This window comes from Paenibacillus sp. NPDC057934, from assembly GCF_042887565.1.
GTDB lineage: Bacteria > Bacillota > Bacilli > Paenibacillales > Paenibacillaceae > Paenibacillus_AQ.
In genome coordinates this window covers 53,934-72,145 of the sequence record NZ_JBHVPB010000002.1, presented here as the reverse complement: position 1 = coordinate 72,145, position 18,212 = coordinate 53,934, and the positions used below count along the sequence as shown (strand labels likewise).

At 51.1% G+C, this 18,212-nt stretch carries 19 protein-coding genes; all 19 read right to left on the bottom strand.

Annotated features, from left to right (window positions below; genetic code table 11):
• Window positions 1–939 precede the first annotated feature (939 nt).
• The 19 genes from ACFVRY_RS04855 to ACFVRY_RS04765 all read right to left on the bottom strand — a co-directional run bounded on the left by ACFVRY_RS04855 (window position 940) and on the right by ACFVRY_RS04765 (window position 18,211).
• On the bottom strand, window positions 940–2,034 hold the full coding sequence (locus tag ACFVRY_RS04855; protein ID WP_387497896.1) for a prephenate dehydrogenase: 1,095 nt from the start codon (window positions 2,032–2,034) through the stop codon (window positions 940–942).
• A gap of 48 nt (window positions 2,035–2,082) precedes the next feature.
• Complete coding sequence (hisC, locus tag ACFVRY_RS04850) at window positions 2,083–3,180, bottom strand: histidinol-phosphate transaminase (protein WP_387497894.1); 1,098 nt, start codon at window positions 3,178–3,180, stop codon at window positions 2,083–2,085.
• Window positions 3,181–3,207: 27 nt separating this feature from the next.
• Window positions 3,208–4,029, bottom strand: a complete 822-nt coding sequence (gene trpA, locus ACFVRY_RS04845) for a tryptophan synthase subunit alpha (protein ID WP_387497892.1) — start codon at window positions 4,027–4,029, stop codon at window positions 3,208–3,210.
• A complete protein-coding gene (gene trpB, locus ACFVRY_RS04840) occupies window positions 4,026–5,225 on the bottom strand; it encodes a tryptophan synthase subunit beta (RefSeq protein WP_387497890.1) in 1,200 nt (399 codons plus the stop codon). Before trpB ends, trpA begins: the two co-directional genes overlap by 4 nt.
• Window positions 5,222–5,902, bottom strand: a complete 681-nt coding sequence (locus ACFVRY_RS04835; RefSeq protein WP_387497888.1) for a phosphoribosylanthranilate isomerase — start codon at window positions 5,900–5,902, stop codon at window positions 5,222–5,224. The genes trpB and ACFVRY_RS04835 overlap by 4 nt, the downstream gene beginning before the upstream one ends.
• Window positions 5,895–6,725: an indole-3-glycerol phosphate synthase TrpC gene (trpC, locus tag ACFVRY_RS04830; RefSeq protein ID WP_387497886.1), complete on the bottom strand. Its 831-nt coding sequence runs from the start codon at window positions 6,723–6,725 to the stop codon at window positions 5,895–5,897. Before trpC ends, ACFVRY_RS04835 begins: the two co-directional genes overlap by 8 nt.
• A complete protein-coding gene (gene trpD, locus ACFVRY_RS04825; RefSeq protein WP_387497884.1) occupies window positions 6,715–7,755 on the bottom strand; it encodes an anthranilate phosphoribosyltransferase in 1,041 nt (346 codons plus the stop codon). The genes trpC and trpD overlap by 11 nt, the downstream gene beginning before the upstream one ends.
• Before the next feature lie 33 nt (window positions 7,756–7,788).
• Complete coding sequence (gene trpE / locus ACFVRY_RS04820; protein WP_387497882.1) at window positions 7,789–9,342, bottom strand: anthranilate synthase component I; 1,554 nt, start codon at window positions 9,340–9,342, stop codon at window positions 7,789–7,791.
• Window positions 9,343–9,672: 330 nt separating this feature from the next.
• Complete coding sequence (gene aroH / locus ACFVRY_RS04815; RefSeq protein WP_387497880.1) at window positions 9,673–10,047, bottom strand: chorismate mutase; 375 nt, start codon at window positions 10,045–10,047, stop codon at window positions 9,673–9,675.
• Window positions 10,041–11,144 (bottom strand): 3-dehydroquinate synthase, encoded by a 1,104-nt coding sequence (aroB, locus tag ACFVRY_RS04810; protein WP_387497878.1) that lies wholly within the window; start codon window positions 11,142–11,144, stop codon window positions 10,041–10,043. Before aroB ends, aroH begins: the two co-directional genes overlap by 7 nt.
• Before the next feature lie 2 nt (window positions 11,145–11,146).
• The gene (aroC, locus tag ACFVRY_RS04805; RefSeq protein ID WP_066363259.1) at window positions 11,147–12,316 is read right to left on the bottom strand and encodes a chorismate synthase; all 1,170 of its coding nucleotides are present in this window, start codon (window positions 12,314–12,316) and stop codon (window positions 11,147–11,149) included.
• Between the two features lie 191 nt (window positions 12,317–12,507).
• Window positions 12,508–12,669 (bottom strand): hypothetical protein, encoded by a 162-nt coding sequence (locus ACFVRY_RS04800; protein WP_175406343.1) that lies wholly within the window; start codon window positions 12,667–12,669, stop codon window positions 12,508–12,510.
• A gap of 109 nt (window positions 12,670–12,778) precedes the next feature.
• Complete coding sequence (locus ACFVRY_RS04795; protein ID WP_387497875.1) at window positions 12,779–13,582, bottom strand: CheR family methyltransferase; 804 nt, start codon at window positions 13,580–13,582, stop codon at window positions 12,779–12,781.
• A gap of 26 nt (window positions 13,583–13,608) precedes the next feature.
• The gene (ndk, locus tag ACFVRY_RS04790; protein WP_175373695.1) at window positions 13,609–14,052 is read right to left on the bottom strand and encodes a nucleoside-diphosphate kinase; all 444 of its coding nucleotides are present in this window, start codon (window positions 14,050–14,052) and stop codon (window positions 13,609–13,611) included.
• Between the two features lie 109 nt (window positions 14,053–14,161).
• Window positions 14,162–15,130 (bottom strand): polyprenyl synthetase family protein, encoded by a 969-nt coding sequence (locus tag ACFVRY_RS04785; protein ID WP_387498791.1) that lies wholly within the window; start codon window positions 15,128–15,130, stop codon window positions 14,162–14,164.
• Window positions 15,127–15,984: a menaquinone biosynthetic enzyme MqnA/MqnD family protein gene (locus ACFVRY_RS04780; protein WP_387497873.1), complete on the bottom strand. Its 858-nt coding sequence runs from the start codon at window positions 15,982–15,984 to the stop codon at window positions 15,127–15,129. The genes ACFVRY_RS04785 and ACFVRY_RS04780 overlap by 4 nt, the downstream gene beginning before the upstream one ends.
• A 4-nt stretch (window positions 15,985–15,988) precedes the next feature.
• Entirely contained in the window at window positions 15,989–16,591 is a 603-nt protein-coding gene (locus ACFVRY_RS04775; protein ID WP_387497871.1) for a UbiX family flavin prenyltransferase, read from the bottom strand.
• Window positions 16,588–17,463 (bottom strand): UbiA-like polyprenyltransferase, encoded by an 876-nt coding sequence (locus tag ACFVRY_RS04770; RefSeq protein ID WP_387497869.1) that lies wholly within the window; start codon window positions 17,461–17,463, stop codon window positions 16,588–16,590. The genes ACFVRY_RS04775 and ACFVRY_RS04770 overlap by 4 nt, the downstream gene beginning before the upstream one ends.
• Before the next feature lies 1 nt (window position 17,464).
• Entirely contained in the window at window positions 17,465–18,211 is a 747-nt protein-coding gene (locus tag ACFVRY_RS04765) for a demethylmenaquinone methyltransferase (RefSeq protein ID WP_387498789.1), read from the bottom strand.
• Window position 18,212 lies beyond the last annotated feature (1 nt).

The window sequence follows — 18,212 nt, the reverse complement described above, 5'->3', positions numbered from 1 at the left end:
CTATAACTACAGTATGGTTTCTCTCCACTCCTATCCAAAACTGCACGGTTCCAAAGTTTCTTTGTGAACTGTAACCGCTTATAATGTAAGCGGTCTTTTTTTTGTCTATTTTTAGAAATGATTGGAATTTGATTGGGCGTAGTGGGTTGTAGCTCGTCGCTCATGCAGGTAGGCCCTCCCGGCCACTCACAATTGGTGAATGGTTGCTCGTAGTTGCGTGGTTGGTGACTGATGATGCTTGTGGCTTGTGGCTTGTGACTTGTGATTTGCATTGTGGCTTGTGGCTTGTGACTTGTGATTTGCATTGTGGCTTGTGGCTTGTGACTTGTGATTTGCATTGTGGCCAGTAACGGGATTTTCTCCTGTTATTTTGGGCACTGCTTCCCTTTTCCTTTGAATAACAGGATTTTCTCCTGTTATTCAGCCTCCTATTTGTTAAAAAGCCAACAATACCACTTATTAACTGGAGTTTTTCCCGTTAATTTATCCAAATATGGGTCAGGAGACAAATTTAACTGGAATTTTTCCTGTTATTTATCTTCACAATATCGCAGACGGCTGGGTCAAGGCTGTGTTGCAATAATTCTGTGTAACATAGTTCGAATACCAGAGTTGTACACATTAGAATAAACATATCGGAGTTCGGAGCACTTGAGTCCGTACACCCGAATTCACACAGCTGAGTTCCTTACATTCGATTTCACACCACTGAGTTCACGCACCTGAGATCGCACTCCAGATTTCCCCTCTCCCGAGTCCGCACACCAGAATTCGCACATCAGAGCACACACGCCTGAGTTTCACATACCAGAGTTTACACATCACTCCAAAGTGCACACATCAGGGTTTCCTGTCAGCAGAGCTCGCACGCATGAATTTCTCACACACAGCGTTCCAGAGTTTTAATCACAAAAAAACCGGGGCATCACGCCCCGGTTCTTACACATATACCGTATAGTCTCTTTGCTGCAACAGTATCTTGGCTCGTTCCATGTCTGTCTCCTGGCGGAAAGACAGGCGCATGATTCCGGGAACATCTTCCCGGCTCTCAATAATCTGCACGTTGCTAAGGTTGATCCCCTGATCGCCGAGTTCGGTCGCAATCCGCCCGATAATACCTGGATGGTCCGGAACATCAATATGAAGGTCGAACAACGGCGTGATGATGCCCTTACGCCGCTCCGGAAGCTGACTGCGGAAGCTGTTCGCTTCGTGAAAAGCCTGTTCAATCCCCGTTCCATCCCCGGCCTCCAGCAAGCCGATAAAAGCATCGACCTCCTGGTTCCAGTCCTTTAATAGGCGCAGCATTACGGAACGGTTGTTGAGTAGAATATCACGCCAAATCACCGGATCACTGGAAGCAATCCGTGTAATATCACGGAAGCCACCCGCAGCCAGTGTGCTATATAGCGAATCCTTATTGTCGTAAGCATGTATCTGGTTCACCAGCGCCACAGCTATGATGTGCGGCAGGTGGCTAATGGCACCAACGATCTCGTCATGGTGCTCGGGGTCCAGCCTTACAATCTGTGCTTTCGTATGTAAAAGCAGAGATGACAATGAATGATAAGCCTCCTCCGGTACATCAGGTGGAGGTGTTAGTACATAATAGGCGTTCTCGAACAAGAGTGAAGAGGCGGCTTCCACCCCGGAACGCTCGGAGCCTGCCATCGGATGCCCACCGATAAAATGTACATCCGGTAAATCAAGCGTGAGCGCACAAGCGGCGATGCTGGCTTTGGTGCTGCCGACATCTGTGATGATGCAGCCTGGTTTTAGCGGGAGCTTACTGAGCTGAATAAGATATTCCTCCAGCAGTCCTACCGGTACACATAAAAAAATAAAATCGGCATCAAGTGCCGCTTCCTCTACAGAAAGCGTGGCACTGTCGACCACGCCTCTGCTGATGTATTTCTGAGCGAGTTCAGGACGGTGGGCATGGCCTACAACGGTCAGGCCCTCCTTGCCTTTAAAGCAAAGGGCCAGAGAGCCTCCGATCAGACCGACACCGAATATTGCTATTTTTGTCGTCATGTTCTTTGAACTACCTGCCTTCTGTGATTTCAGTTCACTTGTAACCGGTTATACCCGTACACCCTGCTCGGACAATACTTCTTCCAGTGCGGAGATCAGGGCTTTATTCTGCTCAGTGGAACCCACCGTAGCACGAATGTAAGTTGGATACACTTGATGACCTGCTCTGACGATGACCCCTTTGCGAAGTAACGCATCAAAGATCTCTAGTCCAGGTTTACGTACATCCACCATAATGAAATTACCGTGCGCTGGGAAAGATTTCAGACCAAGGCGTTCAAACTCTCCCTGAAGCTGTACAATGCCGGCACTGTTAAGACGACGACATTCTTGTACATAGTCCTGATCCTGCAGAGCAGCCAACGCTGCGGCCTGAGAGACTCTAGTCGTATTGAATGGCTCACGAACCTTGTTGATCAGCGAAATGATAGCTGGGCTGGCAACGCCATAACCAATCCGCAGGGCGGCCAATCCGTAGATTTTGGAGAAGGTACGCAGCACTACAAGGTTAGAGTAGGTGCCAAGAAGCTTGATGCCGTCCGTATAGGAAGGATCGGTAACATACTCGCAGTATGCCTCATCGAGCACAACCATGACATGTGCAGGCACTGCATCCAGGAAGGCAAGCAGAGCATCATGCGCTACAATGGTTCCTGTAGGGTTATTAGGGTTGCAGATCCAAATGATCTTGGTGCGGTCCGTAACACGGGCCAGGATGCCGTCTAGGTCATGTGTTCCGTCGATCAGCGGCACTTCAATTGTAATCGCGCTTTCGATGTCCGCATTACTCTTATAGACAGAGAAGGTCTGATCAGCCATGATCGTCTCATCCCCAGGCAAGAGGAATGCACGAGTGATCAGCGCGATGATTTCGTCGGAGCCACAGCCAAAAATAATATTATCATTCTTCACGCCAAGATGGGCAGCCAGCGCGGTTGTCAATTCAACAGCTGACCCGTCCGGGTAAAGATACAGATTGTCCAATTCCTTGATAATCGCAGCTTTCGCGCTGGGCGAAGCCCCGTAAGGATTCTCATTCGAAGCCAGCTTGATAACTTCCTTTAAGCCAAGCTCTCTTTTAACATCTTCAATAGGTTTCCCTGGTTTGTAGACTGGCAAGTCTACGATATTCGGTTTAGGATTCATGAACCGTCCTCGCTCTCCACATTGTAGTTATGGTTTTAATTGTGCCACAAATTCACGAATTTGCAACAGCCCCTCCTGGCGTGTGACAGGGTTATCCAGTAGAGGAATCACATCCTCCACTTTGCGGACGATAGCACTCCCCACCACAACTCCATCACATATCTTCGCGAAGCGGGCTACTTGTTCACCAGTTGAGATTCCAAATCCCACGGCAACCGGAAGATCTGTCGCTTCGCGTACGGATTGGATAAAGGCATCGACGCCTTCATGAAAAGAGGAACGTTCCCCCGTAACCCCCAGCGAGGATACGCAATACACAAAACCGCTGGCCCCATTCACGATTCGGGCGATACGTTCGCTAGAGGTTGGAGCCACCAATGGCACAAGATTAATCCCGGCGGCGCGGCTGCGGCGGCGCATTTCCTCCGCTTCCTCGATGGGCAGATCAGGAATAATCAAGCCACTGATTTCATGAGCGTCCAGCTCTGCAAAAAAGGTGTCCAGGCCCATTTGCAGAACAGGATTGTAGTAGGTGAACAAAATGAACGGCAGCTGGCTGCCGGCTTGACGCGCTTGGAGCGCGGTTTCCATACAAGTGCGGATATTAACCTGTCCGCGCAGCGCCCGTGTGGAAGCCCGCTGAATAACCGGACCGTCAGCAAGCGGATCGGAATAAGGTACTCCCAGCTCCAGGATGTCCGCTCCGGCGGCTTCCAGTTCGGCGATAATGGCCAATGTCGTCTCCAGATCGGGATCACCCACGGTAAGAAAAGGAATCAACGCCGTACGTCCTTCTGCCTTTAGCTTTCGGAACACCAGATCCATCCGGTTCGTCGTTTCGGTTGTCATGCTTTTTCCGCCCCTTCCGTGTACGCCATAATCGATTCTACATCCTTATCGCCACGACCGGACAAACAGATGACTACGATATCATCCTTCGTCAAGGTTGGCGCAATCTTCACTACCTGAGCAATGGCATGAGCCGACTCCAGGGCAGGAATAATACCTTCCGTGACACATAGCAGCTTCAGCGCATCCAGCGCTTCGGCATCGGTAATCGGCACATATTGCGCACGCTTGATATCCTTTAGATAGGAATGCTCTGGGCCAACCCCCGGATAATCCAGACCTGCCGATATCGAGTGGGCTTCTTGCACCTGACCATATTCATCCTGCAGCAGATAGCTCATCGAGCCCTGGAAGACCCCATGGGTTCCCTTACTCATGGTAGCTGCATGATAAGGCGTGTCCACCCCTTTACCCGCTGCTTCAACACCGATCAGTCCAACATTCTCATCTTGCACAAAAGGATAGAACATCCCGATGGCATTGCTGCCTCCTCCAATTGCAGCGATCAGCAGATCTGGCAGACGGCCTTCGGCCTCCAGAATCTGGCGGCGGGTCTCATCCCCGATCACGCGCTGGAAGTTGCGGACCATCATCGGATACGGGTGCGGTCCTACCGCTGAACCCAGTACGTAGAACGTATCATCTACATGACTGACCCAATAGCGGAGTGCTTCATTACCAGCATCTTTGAGCGTACGCGTACCGGAGGTTACAGGAATGACCTCTGCGCCAAGCAGCTTCATGCGGAAAACGTTTAAGGCCTGACGGCGAGTATCCTCCTCACCCATGAATACCTTGCACTCCATCCCGAGCAGTGCTGCCACAGTCGCGGTAGCAACACCATGCTGGCCTGCACCGGTCTCGGCGATCACCTTCGTTTTCCCCATCTTTTTAGCCAGAATCCCTTGCGCGATAGCGTTGTTGATCTTATGCGCACCAGTGTGGTTCAGGTCTTCCCGCTTCAGATAGATTTTGGCTTCACCAAGATGCTTGCTTAGGCGTTCCGCGTAATACAGCGGCGTTTCCCGCCCGGAGTATTGCTTGAGCAGATAATCTATTTCTTCCTGAAAAGCAGGGTCTGCCGAATGCTTGCAGTAGGCTTCCTCCAGCTCAATCAGTGCGTTCATCAAAGTCTCGGGTACGAAGCGGCCCCCGAAAGAACCGAAACGTCCATGCTGATCCGGTACCTGTGTCATGATTGCTTCACCCTTTCCACAAAAGCGGTCATTTTGATAATATCCTTGATGCCGTCGCTCTCAACACCACTGGAGACGTCTACGCCGTCCGGCGCGTATTGCTCCAGCAGCTCCCCAACATTGCCGGGATGAAGCCCGCCAGCCACAAACAGCGGCAGTCTATGTGCAGCAGCCGCTTCTCGGTAAGCCGGTATCAGTTCCCAGGCAAAGGTACGGCCGGAACCTCCACTCTGCAAAGGATCATAGGTATCGAGCAGGAGCGCATCTACAATCCCTGCGTACAATTCAATGGAAGCCAGACCCTTCCCGGCAGCAGCATCGTCAGTCTCCTGCACCGATAGTGCCTTCCATACCTGAGCTCCTGGAAAAGCAAGCTTCACCGCCCGGCAAAACGCCGGGCTCTCGTTCCCGTGCAACTGAATGACATCCAGCTGCACGACATCAAGTAACTCTCTGAGCTCTGCCAGCTCAGGGTTGACAAAGACACCGGCAGCCTTGGGAATGCTGCCGGTCTTCCAATTCCGCAGCTCCGCAATCAGCTCTGCGGCTCTTTCCGTCGTCACGTTTCGACGGCTGGGAGCAAAGACGAACCCGATATAATCCAAAGGCAAGCGCTCCATAGATTTTAGCACTTCAACGTCCTGAAGTCCACAGATTTTTACCTTTGTCTCAGTCATGACGGACACGGCCCTTTCCTTCGGGGAGAGGACCCAGCAGAACATTCACTGCCGTCTCTACATCCGGCTGACGCATCAAGTACTCTCCGACCAACACACCCTGCGCCCCTGTTGTACTTAAATAGGCGATATCTGCAGGCCCGGCAATTCCACTCTCGCTGATCACCGGCACACCCGCCGGAATTTCTCCGGCCAGCTCCGCTGTGGTGGCAAGCGAGGTCTCGAACGTCCGCAGATTACGGTTATTGATCCCCAGCAGCACATGCGGGGCCGTTCCTTTTCCGGTATCCAACACAGTCGCAAGCTCGCTGCGATCATGCACTTCGATCAGCACATCGAGTCCAAGATTCGCAGCCGTATCTGTGAACGAAGCCAGCACTGCGGGTGTAAGGATGGCTGCGATCAGCAGCACCGCATCCGCACCAAGCAGACGGGCTTCATAGATTTGTTTCTCATCAATGATGAAATCCTTACGCAGCAGCGGTAGTCCAACAGCCTCGCGAACCTGCTGTAGATAAGCACCGCTTCCTTGGAAATATTCCTTGTCTGTCAGCACGGACAAGCAATCCGCGCCTCCTGCTTCATAACCCTTGGCGATAGCAACAGGGTCAAAATCGGCACGGATCAAGCCTTTGGAGGGCGACGCCTTTTTCACTTCGGCGATCAGTCCCATTCCTCTGTTCCTGCGGCTCACTAGGGCTTCACGGAAGCCTCTGGTTCCCGGCAGTGCTGCAATATCACGTTCAGCCTGGGCTAGCGAAAAGCTGGCCGCCAGCGTCTCTACTTCTTTAATTTTGGTGGCAACAATCTTATCAAGATACATAGTTAAGCTCCTCCGTCATCGCTACAAGCTGTTCCAGCTTGGATAATGCCTGCCCTGAATCCACTACTGCCTTAGCTTTCTCCACACCACCAGCCAGCGTATCGGCAAGACCTGCCACATAGATGCAGGCTCCCGCGTTCGCCAGGACAATATCCCGATATGGGCTGACTTGGCCTTGCAGTACCGACGTAATAATCGCCGCATTCTCAGCTGCATCTCCGCCCAGTACGTCTTCCAGCGGGTGCATGGTGAGACCCAACTCCTGTGGCGTCACCTCATAGGTAGTAACCACACCATTCTTCAACTCCGACACCAGTGTCGGTGCCGAGATACTGATCTCATCCAGACCATCCAGGCTGCTGACGACCATAGCCCGCTTGGAGCCAAGCTCCTTCAGAACAGTCGCTACGGTTGCTGTTTTGCTGCGGTCATAGATGCCCAGAAGCTGGCGGTCCGCACCAGCAGGGTTAGTCAGCGGCCCCAGCATGTTAAATACTGTACGAACACCCAACTCACGGCGCGGTGCCGCCGCATGCCGCATGGAGGGATGATAGATCTGCGCGAACAGGAAGCAAATGCCGATGCTGTCCAGACATTGACGCGCCTGCTCAGCATTGAGATGGATGTTAACGCCCAGAGCCTCTAGCACATCAGCACTGCCAGCACGTCCTGAGGCCGAACGATTGCCGTGCTTGGCGACCCGTACAGAAGCTGCAGACGAAATAATCGCCGAGACTGTGGAAATGTTGAACTTATGAATACCGGAGCCTCCTGTACCGCAAGTGTCCAGCAGACGGGCACTCTCTGTGGATACATGTGTGCCGAAGCCGCGCATCGCTTCCGCGAACCCGGTAATTTCATCTACGGTTTCACCTTTGATCCGAAGTGCGGTCAGCAGGCCGCCAATCTGTGCAGAAGATGCCTTTCCGTCCATAATAGCGCCCATAATGTCCCTCGCCTCGTTACGGGAAAGATCCTTGCCTTCTATCAAACCGGCGAGTCCCGATTGTATCAATTTCGTTGCCTCCATGCTCTCTTCCTCCTGTTCAGTTGAATGATTCTATCAAGGGGTATATTCATACATGTAATCCTGATTGATTACCTGCTTCTCTTTGACCTGCGCCGGAAACATCGCTTCTGCCATCCGGATCGCCTTCAGCATGCCTTTCGCCTTGTTCATGGTTTCTTCGTATTCCTTCTCAGGAACAGAATCCCACACAATTCCCGCCCCAGCCTGCACATAAGCTCTACCTTCACGGAAAATAATGGTGCGAATCGTGATGCAAGAATCCATGTTCCCGGAAAATCCGAGATAACCTATAGCGCCAGCATAAGCACCACGTGCTTCCTGTTCCAGCTCCGCGATGATTTCCATCGCCCGTAGCTTCGGTGCACCGGAGACTGTTCCCGCTGGCAAGCAGGAGAGGAAAGCATCGAAGAAATCCTTATCCTCGGCCAGTGTGCCTGACACTCCGGAGACCATGTGCATGACATGCGAGTATTTCTCAATCTCCATGAATGAATCGCATTTTACAGTGCCGAATTTCGAGACCCGGCCAAGATCATTGCGTCCAAGATCGACGAGCATCAGATGCTCGGCGCGCTCTTTTTCATCCTCCAGCAATTCAGCAGCCAGCGCACGGTCTGCAGCTTCATTCGTACCCCTGGGACGAGTTCCGGCGATCGGCCGCGTCTCCACCCGGCTACCATCCACTTTGACCAGCGCCTCTGGCGAGGTACCCACGATGATCTCCTCAGCCATTTTCAAATAATACATATAGGGTGAAGGATTAAGTGTTCTCAGTAGACGATAGACATGAAGCGGTGAGACCTCAGTTTCAATATGTAGCCGTTGTGACAGCACCACTTGAAAAATATCTCCGGCCCGGATATACTCCTTGGCCTGCTCCACATTGTTCATGTACTGTTCTTTCGTCAGATTCGAGTGGATATTCCCCAGCTCAATATCTTCTGGAAGACTGCGCTTGTTGACGTTCTCCTTGGGCCCTTCTTTCTGCAATTCTTCGGCCATCTCCTCTAGTCCCGCACTAAGGGCCTCATAACTTACACGAATGTCTTCATCGGTGTCGCCGTCCTTAATATGCAAGTTGCCAATCAGCAGAAGCTGCTGTTTCACATGATCGAACACAATAATCCGGTCGCAAAACATAAAGCGGATATCATCCATCTTCAGATCATCATTAGCATGCGGGGAGAGCTTCTCGTAATATTGCAGCAGATCATATCCGAAGAATCCAATGGCTCCACCCGTAAACGGGGGCATCTCAGGCAGCTTGGGACTACGATAGGAACGAAGTAGCGCCTTAAGCTCCTCTATAGGTTTCCCTTTCAGGTGCTTTTTCTCGCCGCCAACCTCAACCTCGATCACTCCCTTTTTGCCAGAGATCAACAGGAACGGGTCGCTGCCAATGAAGGAATACCGGGCCCACTGGATGCCGCCCTCCACACTTTCAAGCAAAAATGCATGGTCACGTGAAGCAAAACGCTGGAAGAGCCGGATCGGCGTCTCCATATCGGCAAGCAGCCGTTTTACGACAGGGATCAGATTATAGTCCCGCGACAGTGCCACTACTTGTTCAACACTCGGATTCGTCATTGGGTTACCTCCTGAGGGAATGGTTGGTTTATAAAAATCAAAAAAACCTCTACCGAAGTAGAGGTTTGTGTAAGTAAGTATATGAAATAGAGCATAGGATAATCAGCATCGCATTTGCAGAAATATCCTTAAATGGCTGCACTGAATACACTTACCCCGTAATCAGTCAACTCAAAAAAGAATCTTTCTCACTCTATGCTCTCAGCTAATCTCATCTAAATCCTGTACTCAACTCTGCTATACTCATCTCAACTAAACTAAACTCTGCTATACTCGGCTAACTACACTATACATGATGACAGAGGTCACTGACAACCCCGAATCATTAATTTATGACTTGCTCTGTGATAGGTCTGGACGAAGCTTACGCGCTTCATTCAAATAAACATGATGAATCTCACGCTGTGCCTTCTCGGTATTGACCTGTACCATCAGACGGATACATTGGGGCAGGCTGCCCTTGACCGGAATCTCAACGGCACACATTAGCGGCACCATTTCCCAGCCTTCCATTTCCCGAATGGCTCGAGCCGGGAATGTAGCATCCAGGTCCTCAGTCATCGTAATCCAGACACTACAAATGTCTTCGGCAATAACTTCATTGCGTTCTACGATCTCCCGCAATAGTACAACTGTCTCCCGCAGAATCTCTGCTTCTTCATTGCCCGTCACGGTTGTTGCTCCGCGAATCCCCCGGTTTACCACGGGCTTCCCTCCTTCTTAAGCTGCGCAATAACCTCGCGTACCAGCGATGCTTGCACATCATCAACAATACTTACCGCTCCGATGCCATCCGGTACGATAAAGGTCATTCGACCTTCCTTGAATTTCTTGTCATGCATCATGGCTTCCATCAGCTCGTCCTCACTGTACTGGGCAGGAAGAGTAACTGGAAGTCCAAGCGACGTCAACATGGAGACCGTCTCATTATAGATGGATTGGTCACGACCCAGCTTCACAGCCAGGAGCGCCGAACCTGCCATCCCAATGGCAATAGCTTCTCCATGTAGGAAAACGCCATAGCCACCGACTGCTTCAATCGCATGGCCGATCGTATGGCCAAGGTTCAGTATGGCGCGTTGCCCGTACTCGCGCTCATCGCCTGAGATGACATCAGCCTTAATCGCACAGCCGCGCTCCAGCGCGTATCCAAGATCCTCCAGATTGAGGGCAAGCAGCCCTTCCGCATGCTCTCGGCACCAGTAGGCAAAATCTCTGTCCAGAATCAATCCATGCTTCACCACTTCCGCAAGACCGGATGAAACCTGACGTGCGGGAAGTGTATTCAGCGTATCCAGATCATATAGAACCATAGATGGCTGATAGAAAGCGCCGATCATATTCTTGGCAAGGGGGTGATTCACCGCCACCTTACCGCCTACACTACTGTCATGTGCCAGTATCGTTGTAGGAATCTGGAGGAATCCGATTCCCCGCATGTAAGTCGCGGCCACGAAGCCCGCCAAATCGCCAACAACACCACCGCCCAGGGCCAGCACCGCCGAACGGCGGTCCAGTCCAGCCTGGATGGCTGTGGTCATTACCTCTTCATACACGGCCAGCGACTTGGAAGCTTCACCGGCTGCAATAATGTGATGAACAACAGTATATCCATAGTCCTGCAAGGCAGCTTCCAATGCTGGAAGGTAACGCGGGGCTACTTCTGAATCGCTGACGATAAGTAGCGGGCTGCGAACCGGGAATCCGGCCTCCGCACATCGCTCCCCAATCTTCGCCAGCAATCCGCTGCCGATATGAATCGGATAAGAACGTTCACCCAATTCCACCCTGATGCTACGCATGACTAGTAACGCTCCAGTTGGGCAAGGTAGTTGTCATAGTTAGCCTTGATTTCTTCCATGGAATCTCCACCGAATTTATCGAGGAAGCCTTTCGCGATCTCCCAAGCTACAACGTTCTCCAGAACTACACATGCTGCTGGCACTGCACAAGCATCCGAACGTTCCACTTGGGCCGTGAATGGCTCCTTCGTGTCAATATCCACGCTTTGCAGTGGCTTGTAGAGGGTAGGGATTGGCTTCATAACGCCGCGAACCACTACCGGCATGCCGTTAGTCATGCCACCTTCAAAACCGCCCAGACGATTGCTCGCCCGGTAGTACCCTTTGGAGGCCTCGTAGGCAATCTCGTCATGCACTTGCGAACCGCGCAGCTTGCCTGCTTCAAAGCCGATACCAATCTCCACGCCCTTGAACGCATTGATGGACATTACAGCTCCGGCAATGGCACCATCCAGCTTGCGATCAGACTGAACATGACTGCCTAGTCCGATAGGAAGACCTTCAACAATACACTCGACGATGCCTCCGATGGAGTCGCCTTCTTCCTTGATCTTGTCTATGTAGGACTCCATTTTTTGTTCTGTCTCTTTATCCACAACTCTTACAGAGGATTCCTCTGTACGGGCGATCAATTCATCAATTGGCAGATCATTCGCTGGCGCTTCAATCTCGCCGATTCGAATAACCTGTCCAGCAATTTTTACGCCAAACGCTGCCAGAAACTGTCTGGCCACCGCGCCGCAGGCCACTCTTGCTGCCGTCTCACGCGCGCTAGAGCGCTCCAATACATTACGCAGGTCAGTATGGTTATACTTCAAACCACCGTTAAGATCTGCATGACCTGGACGTGGGCGATTAACCCGGCGTTTCTCTTCGTCACTGCCTGGAATCGGCTCGATGTTCATGATATTTCTCCAGTGCGTCCAGTCCTTATTCTCTACAACTAGCGCTACTGGCGCACCTGTGGTGTAACCATGACGCACACCCCCGACAATACTGGCGGTATCTTTCTCAATTTGCATCCGCCGACCACGGCCATATCCTTTTTGACGGCGCTGCAATTGGAAATTCAACTCTTCAAAATTCAGTGTAAGATTGCTTGGCAATCCCTCAATAATGGCAGTAAGCTGGGGGCCGTGCGTTTCCCCCGCTGTTAAATAGCGTAAACTCATGCTGCGTTCCCCCTTCACACTTTTAAACTGTAAACCGCTAAAATGTTGATGATCTTTGCTCATTATAGTATAGGGAATCCGCTTTGACAAGGAACTTCAGTTCCTAGCAAAGATCCCCCCAGGAAGTTAAAAAGCGTCGGTTATACCCTTTTGGGTATAACCGACGCCACTCTGGGTCCAGATGATGCAGATTAACTACCGACACGCCGTCTGGCCGCGGGCAAGACTTTTTTGTCCGCCTCTAGCTGTAACAAGGTCTTAAGCTGCACATCATCCATGCCGAGAATTTGCCCGCACTCACGAACGGTAATGAAACCACGCCGATAGGCGGCAATAACCTTACTTTTGTCCATCAGTTAATCGACCTTTCGCTTCGTACTGAGATTGCTATCTACGATCCAGTATCGCTGGAACCCGTGCAAAGTATACGTGCAGGCTGCTTAAAAGATGGAAAAGAAGGCTTTATTTTTTCCGGTAGAAGAACGTTTCCGTCGTCTCAAAGCCATACTGACCCGGGGTGAAAATCTGTTCCGTGCTGCCGACAAAAAGATATCCGCCAGGGCGAAGGCTTTGCGCGAATTTGTGATACAGCTTATGCTTCGCTTCCTCCGTGAAATAGATCATCACGTTGCGGCAAATAATGAGGTCGAATCCGTCATCGAACTTGTCCAGCAGCAGATTCTGCTTGTGGAAGTCAACATGCTTCTTCAGAGAGTCACTGACCTTGAGAACCGGACCTTCCGGTGCAAAGTAGCGGTCCGCCACATCCTTCGGCACATCCTTGATCGAACGTTCCAAGTACAGACCCTGCTTCGCCTTCGCCAAGGCACCATCATCAATGTCTGTAGCAAGAATACCTGTATGCCCCAGAATGCCCTTATCGGCCAAGATCATCGCCAGCGTATACGGCTCTTCCCCTGTCGAACAGGCTGCACTCCACAGCTTCAGCTTGCGGCTGGAACGCTCCAATTCAGGAAGGATAACATCCCGTAGCACTTCCCAGCGATTAGGATTACGCCAAAATTCGGAGACATTGATGGTCATCCGATCCAAAAATTCATAGAATAAGGCCTTGTCCTTAAGCATCGCCGCATAGAAATCGGTGAAGCTTCTATAATTATTTTTCATCCGCAACGTCGTCAGCCGACGCTTCATCTGCGCTTCTTTGTACTGAGCCAGGTCAATACCTGTGCTCTGCTTGACGTTATGGATAAACCCGAGATAATCCGGGTCTGTTATTACTGTTTGATTGTCAAGATCAGACATTCTATCTCCTGCCTCCCGCCCGTAACTTACATCCAGACTGCGATGTCTTTGTTATACTGCACCAATTCTTCGGGAGCAAAGAAATTGGCGATTTCCCGTTCCGCACTTTCCGGCGAATCGGAGCCATGAATCAGGTTAAGCGGGGTGTGGCTGGCAAAGTCGCCGCGGATCGTTCCCGGCAGTGCCTCCCCTACTTTGGTCTTGCCGATGAGCAGACGGCTCAAGGCAATCACATCATCGCCTTCCCAGACCATTGCAAATACAGGACCAGACGTAATGAAGCCCACCAGCTCGTGGAAAAAATCCTTGCCTTCATGCTCTGCATAATGTCTCTTAGCCTGCTCTTCCGTAACTTGAATCAGCTTGGCAGCAGCCAGCTTAAAGCCCTTGTCTTCCAGACGGGCCACAATCCGCCCGATCAATCCGCGCTGAACACCGTCCGGCTTAATCATCAGATAAGTTTTTTCCATGGGTCACTCTCCATTTTCCTATACATAGGATGGGTGTTTATGAGAATTAAGGAAGTATATACTTTCTGATATTAGCAGAAACCTGGGCTGATGTGAACGCTTAAATCATTTAATAGTTCCGGCCTGTTATAAAAAAGGCAATATCGCGAAGGCTTCGCTTCGTCTTGTTATTCGGCAGGGCTTCAAGCGCAGCCAGAGCCTTCTCAATATAACGGGAAGCCAAATCCTCAGCCCTGGTAATTCCCTCTCCCGACAGGATCAGGTCGATGGCACGTCCTACCCCACTATGCCCTTTGCGAATGGCATCCAGTTCCTCAAGCAGCGGAAGCCGCAAGCGCTCATCCTCCAGGCTATAAATGACGGGAAGGGTAATGTTGCCCTGGCGCATATCACTGCCCGGCGGTTTCCCGATTTGTTTCTCCGTCCCGGAAAGATCGAGCAGATCATCACGAATCTGAAACGCCATGCCCACGTTGTATCCGTAATTGTAGAGCAACCGAGCCATCTTTGGGTCCGCATCTGCAGCAAGCGCGCCAAGTTGGCAACTGATTGCAATTAGAAGCGCTGTCTTACGGCGGATACGCCGCAGATAATGACGTACACTCTGCCCACTGTTAAAAAAATCCCGGATCTGTTCCATCTCTCCGATAGACATTTCCACCATCGCTCTGGATAAAATCTCATGAATGCGCGGATTCTTCAGCTCAGTTGTCATCACTAGCGCCTTGGCGTAGATATAATCCCCTGTGTACATGGCAATTTTATCATCCCATTTGGCTTTGACCGTCTGCTCGCCCCGGCGCAGTTCGGCATCATCTATGACATCATCATGTACTAGTGAAGCGCTGTGAATCAGCTCCAGGGGCACAGCCACCCGCTTCAGCTTCTCCAAGTCATAGGTTCCGAATTTGCCACCCATGAGTACAAAGACTGGGCGCAAGCGTTTGCCCCCAGCCTTCAGCAGATGTAGTGAGGTCTCAGTTAGCAGTTCGTCGTCACCCTGAACACTGCGATACAGTTCTTTTTCAATCTGGTCCATATCTTTATTTAGCATGCCAAATATTTGCAGTCTTTTCATTCCTTCACCCGTGTCAGCAGATTGTGGCTCCAAAGCTCCATCTTCACTTCCTGCGGCAGCAGGCCCATTTCATAGGCATAGCGGAAATAGAGGTTCAAACCTTCCTGCTGCCTTTCTTCAAAGTCATAACACAAATTACGGAAGTATCCATACCAGTAGGCCTCCGTACCGCCAACCGCACGCATGGCTTCGGACACAATCGGAGCCAGATCACGCACCCCGCGCCGTTTGCTCTCAGCAAAGGCTTCTGCGATCTCCGCGACCGCATCGAATTTGTTACGTGCCGCATCCCGGTTCACAGCCCAGACTGCAAAGGTCATGCCATGTCCGGTCCAGTTTTTCCAGAACTCACCGAGATCGGTAACCACATACCCTTCATTCTGCCAGGAAGCCTTAATGGCATTATCGCCGATCAAGAGACAGGCATCAGCCTGCTCCATCATTGCGTCCAAATCCGGTTCTGCACTTATGTACTGCGGGCGTCCTCCGATGGCCTTCTGCATAATAATCTTCAGCAGATTGGTCGAAGTTGCCGATGTGTTAGTAACCGCTATGACTCCATTCGCAATCTCTTCGAGAGGCTTCCTGGAGAATAGCAGGATGGACCTTACAGGTCCGTCTGAACTGACCGACAGAGAGGGGAGCAGCAGCAGACGGTCACTAGCCTCAGCATAAGCGAAAGAGGATAGTGCGCCAACATGAATACTGCCTTCACTCATGCCTCGGTTCAGGACCGCAGGCACCTCGCTGACCATTTTTGCAGGATATTTCAGGGAAGAAGGATGAAAGTTGTGAAAGACCGGCCATGAGTTGGTATAGCTTATTTTCCCAATTACAGTAGCACTGTTGCTCATCTCTTTACTCCCCCCATCTACGAAATAACTGATGTTCAATATTCAAGCTGTCCAGTACCTTGCCGACCATAAAGTTAATCAGATCATCCATGCTCTGCGGTCCATGATAAAATGCCGGCATGGCCGGAATGATACGAACGCCCAAGCGGGCCAGCTTCAGCATATTTTCGAGATGTATCGCATGCAGCGGCGTCTCACGCGGAACCAGTATCAGCGGGCGTCCTTCCTTCATCATGACATCCGCCGCACGACTCATCAAGTTATCAGAAGCGCCATTTGCTACTGCAGAGAGTGTGCCCATAGAGCACGGCATTATTATCATGCCCTCCACACGAAAAGAGCCGCTGGCGATCGAAGCTCCAATATCAGCAACAGGGTGATAATGCAGAGAACCGGGATGGCCTTTGAACGTATCGTTCAAAAAGCCTTCCCGGTCTGAGACGGCGAAGCCCAGCTCCTCCTTGAATACACGCCAGCCGGCAGTACTTACCACAAGATGCACGGTATGCCCCATCGACAGCAGGGTCTCCGTCAGACGAACGCCGTAGATCGCGCCGCTCGCCCCCGTAATGCCCACAACAAAACTCTTAGGTGAAGAAGTAGTCATTTATAGTATTGCACCACCAGGTCAATCAATGTGAATGAGAAGACGACGATGCTGAGTACCCCATTCATGGTGAAGAAGGCAGTCTGCAAGCGACTCAAGTCATTTGGGGTAACAATATAATGCTCATAGAACAAGATGATGTAGGCAATAATCATTCCAGCTGCATACCACCAGCTCAAATCGGTCATGAAGAACAAAGATATAAAACCAATACTGGTCAAAATATGAAATACACGAGCAATAACCAGCGCCTTAGCCACACCAAATCGCACAGGGATGGAATGCAATCCTTCCTTCGTATCAAACTCCACATCCTGACAAGCGTAGATAACATCAAACCCTGCTAACCAGAATACGATCGTGAAGTAAAACACCATGGACGTAAGATCTACAGTTCCGGTTACTGCCACCCAGCCTCCGAGTGGAGCTAGCGCCACTGTCAAACCTAGAATAAGGTGACAAGCCCAGGTAAATCGTTTGGTAAAAGAATAAAAAACAAGTAAAAAGACGGCTATCGGTAATAACTTCATCGACAGCGGATTCAGCTTAAATGCAGCCCAGAAAAGCAAGAAGAACGAAAAAGCGATAAAGATAACAACTTCTCCAATCTTGAGCAGGCCCGCCGGGATCGCTCGTCCCGCTGTACGTGGGTTTTTGGCGTCACTAACCCGGTCAATTAACCGGTTTAAGCCCATAGCCGCGCTTCGCGCGCCAAACATTGCCACAACAACCCAGCCAATTTGCGCCCAGGACGGCAGTGCACCAAACATAACCACCGAACCGAGTAATGCGCCCATAAATGCGAAGGGCAAAGCAAATACAGTATGTTCAAACTTGATCATTTGCAAAAAGATGCCGATTTTCTTAAACATCTCACTTCTCCTTGAGCCCAATGTGTAGTGCCGCGATGCCTCCGGTCAAGGGGAAGGATTCCACTTTGTTCAGTCCGGTTTCACGGAAAATAGCAGCCAGCTGCTCCCGGTCAGGGAACAGGGCCAATGATTCGGGTAGCCATCTGTACTGCTCATAACGCTTTGCAAACAGTTTACCCATTAAAGGAAGTATCCGCCTAAAATAAAAATAATACACACCCTTGAAAGGCTGTTTCATCGGCTTGGACAGCTCGAGACACACCACCATGCCGCCCGGTTTCACCACGCGCTGCATCTCTTTCAAGACTTGCACAGGATCGGGCACATTGCGGAGGCCAAAGCCGATTGTTGCATAATCGAAGGAATTATCGCCGAACGGCAACTCCATCGCATTGCCCTCGACGAGCGAAATACGGTCCTGTAGGCCGCGCTCCTCTACCTTGCGTTGACCAACCGCCAGCATACCCGCACTGAAGTCGAGGCCCATCACGGAGCCTGTCTCGCTCTTCTCGGCCAGGGCGATACTCCAGTCACAAGTACCGCAGCACAAATCCACAGCGGTATCTCCGCGGCGCATCGCCATTTTCTTCATTGCAAATTTCCGCCACGACTTGTGGCGCCGGAAGCTTATGATATCATTCATAACATCATAATTGCTGGCAATACTCTCGAATACAGAATGTACAAATTGCTCTTTAGGTTTGACTCCGTCCCCCTGGACGGAAGCCGTTGTCTTCTCCATCGTCATC

Coding starts and splice junctions, on each gene's coding strand:
- ACFVRY_RS04855 (WP_387497896.1), bottom strand. CDS start 2,034: ATGACGACAAAAATAGCAATATTCGGTGTCGGTCTGATCGGAGGCTCT.
- hisC (WP_387497894.1), bottom strand. CDS start 3,180: ATGAATCCTAAACCGAATATCGTAGACTTGCCAGTCTACAAACCAGGG.
- trpA (WP_387497892.1), bottom strand. CDS start 4,029: ATGACAACCGAAACGACGAACCGGATGGATCTGGTGTTCCGAAAGCTA.
- trpB (WP_387497890.1), bottom strand. CDS start 5,225: ATGACACAGGTACCGGATCAGCATGGACGTTTCGGTTCTTTCGGGGGC.
- ACFVRY_RS04835 (WP_387497888.1), bottom strand. CDS start 5,902: ATGACTGAGACAAAGGTAAAAATCTGTGGACTTCAGGACGTTGAAGTG.
- trpC (WP_387497886.1), bottom strand. CDS start 6,725: ATGTATCTTGATAAGATTGTTGCCACCAAAATTAAAGAAGTAGAGACG.
- trpD (WP_387497884.1), bottom strand. CDS start 7,755: ATGGAGGCAACGAAATTGATACAATCGGGACTCGCCGGTTTGATAGAA.
- trpE (WP_387497882.1), bottom strand. CDS start 9,342: ATGACGAATCCGAGTGTTGAACAAGTAGTGGCACTGTCGCGGGACTAT.
- aroB (WP_387497878.1), bottom strand. CDS start 11,144: ATGCGTAGCATCAGGGTGGAATTGGGTGAACGTTCTTATCCGATTCAT.
- aroC (WP_066363259.1), bottom strand. CDS start 12,316: ATGAGTTTACGCTATTTAACAGCGGGGGAAACGCACGGCCCCCAGCTT.
- ACFVRY_RS04800 (WP_175406343.1), bottom strand. CDS start 12,669: ATGGACAAAAGTAAGGTTATTGCCGCCTATCGGCGTGGTTTCATTACC.
- ACFVRY_RS04795 (WP_387497875.1), bottom strand. CDS start 13,582: ATGTCTGATCTTGACAATCAAACAGTAATAACAGACCCGGATTATCTC.
- ndk (WP_175373695.1), bottom strand. CDS start 14,052: ATGGAAAAAACTTATCTGATGATTAAGCCGGACGGTGTTCAGCGCGGA.
- ACFVRY_RS04785 (WP_387498791.1), bottom strand. CDS start 15,130: ATGAAAAGACTGCAAATATTTGGCATGCTAAATAAAGATATGGACCAG.
- ACFVRY_RS04780 (WP_387497873.1), bottom strand. CDS start 15,984: ATGAGCAACAGTGCTACTGTAATTGGGAAAATAAGCTATACCAACTCA.
- ACFVRY_RS04775 (WP_387497871.1), bottom strand. CDS start 16,591: ATGACTACTTCTTCACCTAAGAGTTTTGTTGTGGGCATTACGGGGGCG.
- ACFVRY_RS04770 (WP_387497869.1), bottom strand. CDS start 17,463: ATGTTTAAGAAAATCGGCATCTTTTTGCAAATGATCAAGTTTGAACAT.
- ACFVRY_RS04765 (WP_387498789.1), bottom strand. CDS start 18,211: ATGACGATGGAGAAGACAACGGCTTCCGTCCAGGGGGACGGAGTCAAA.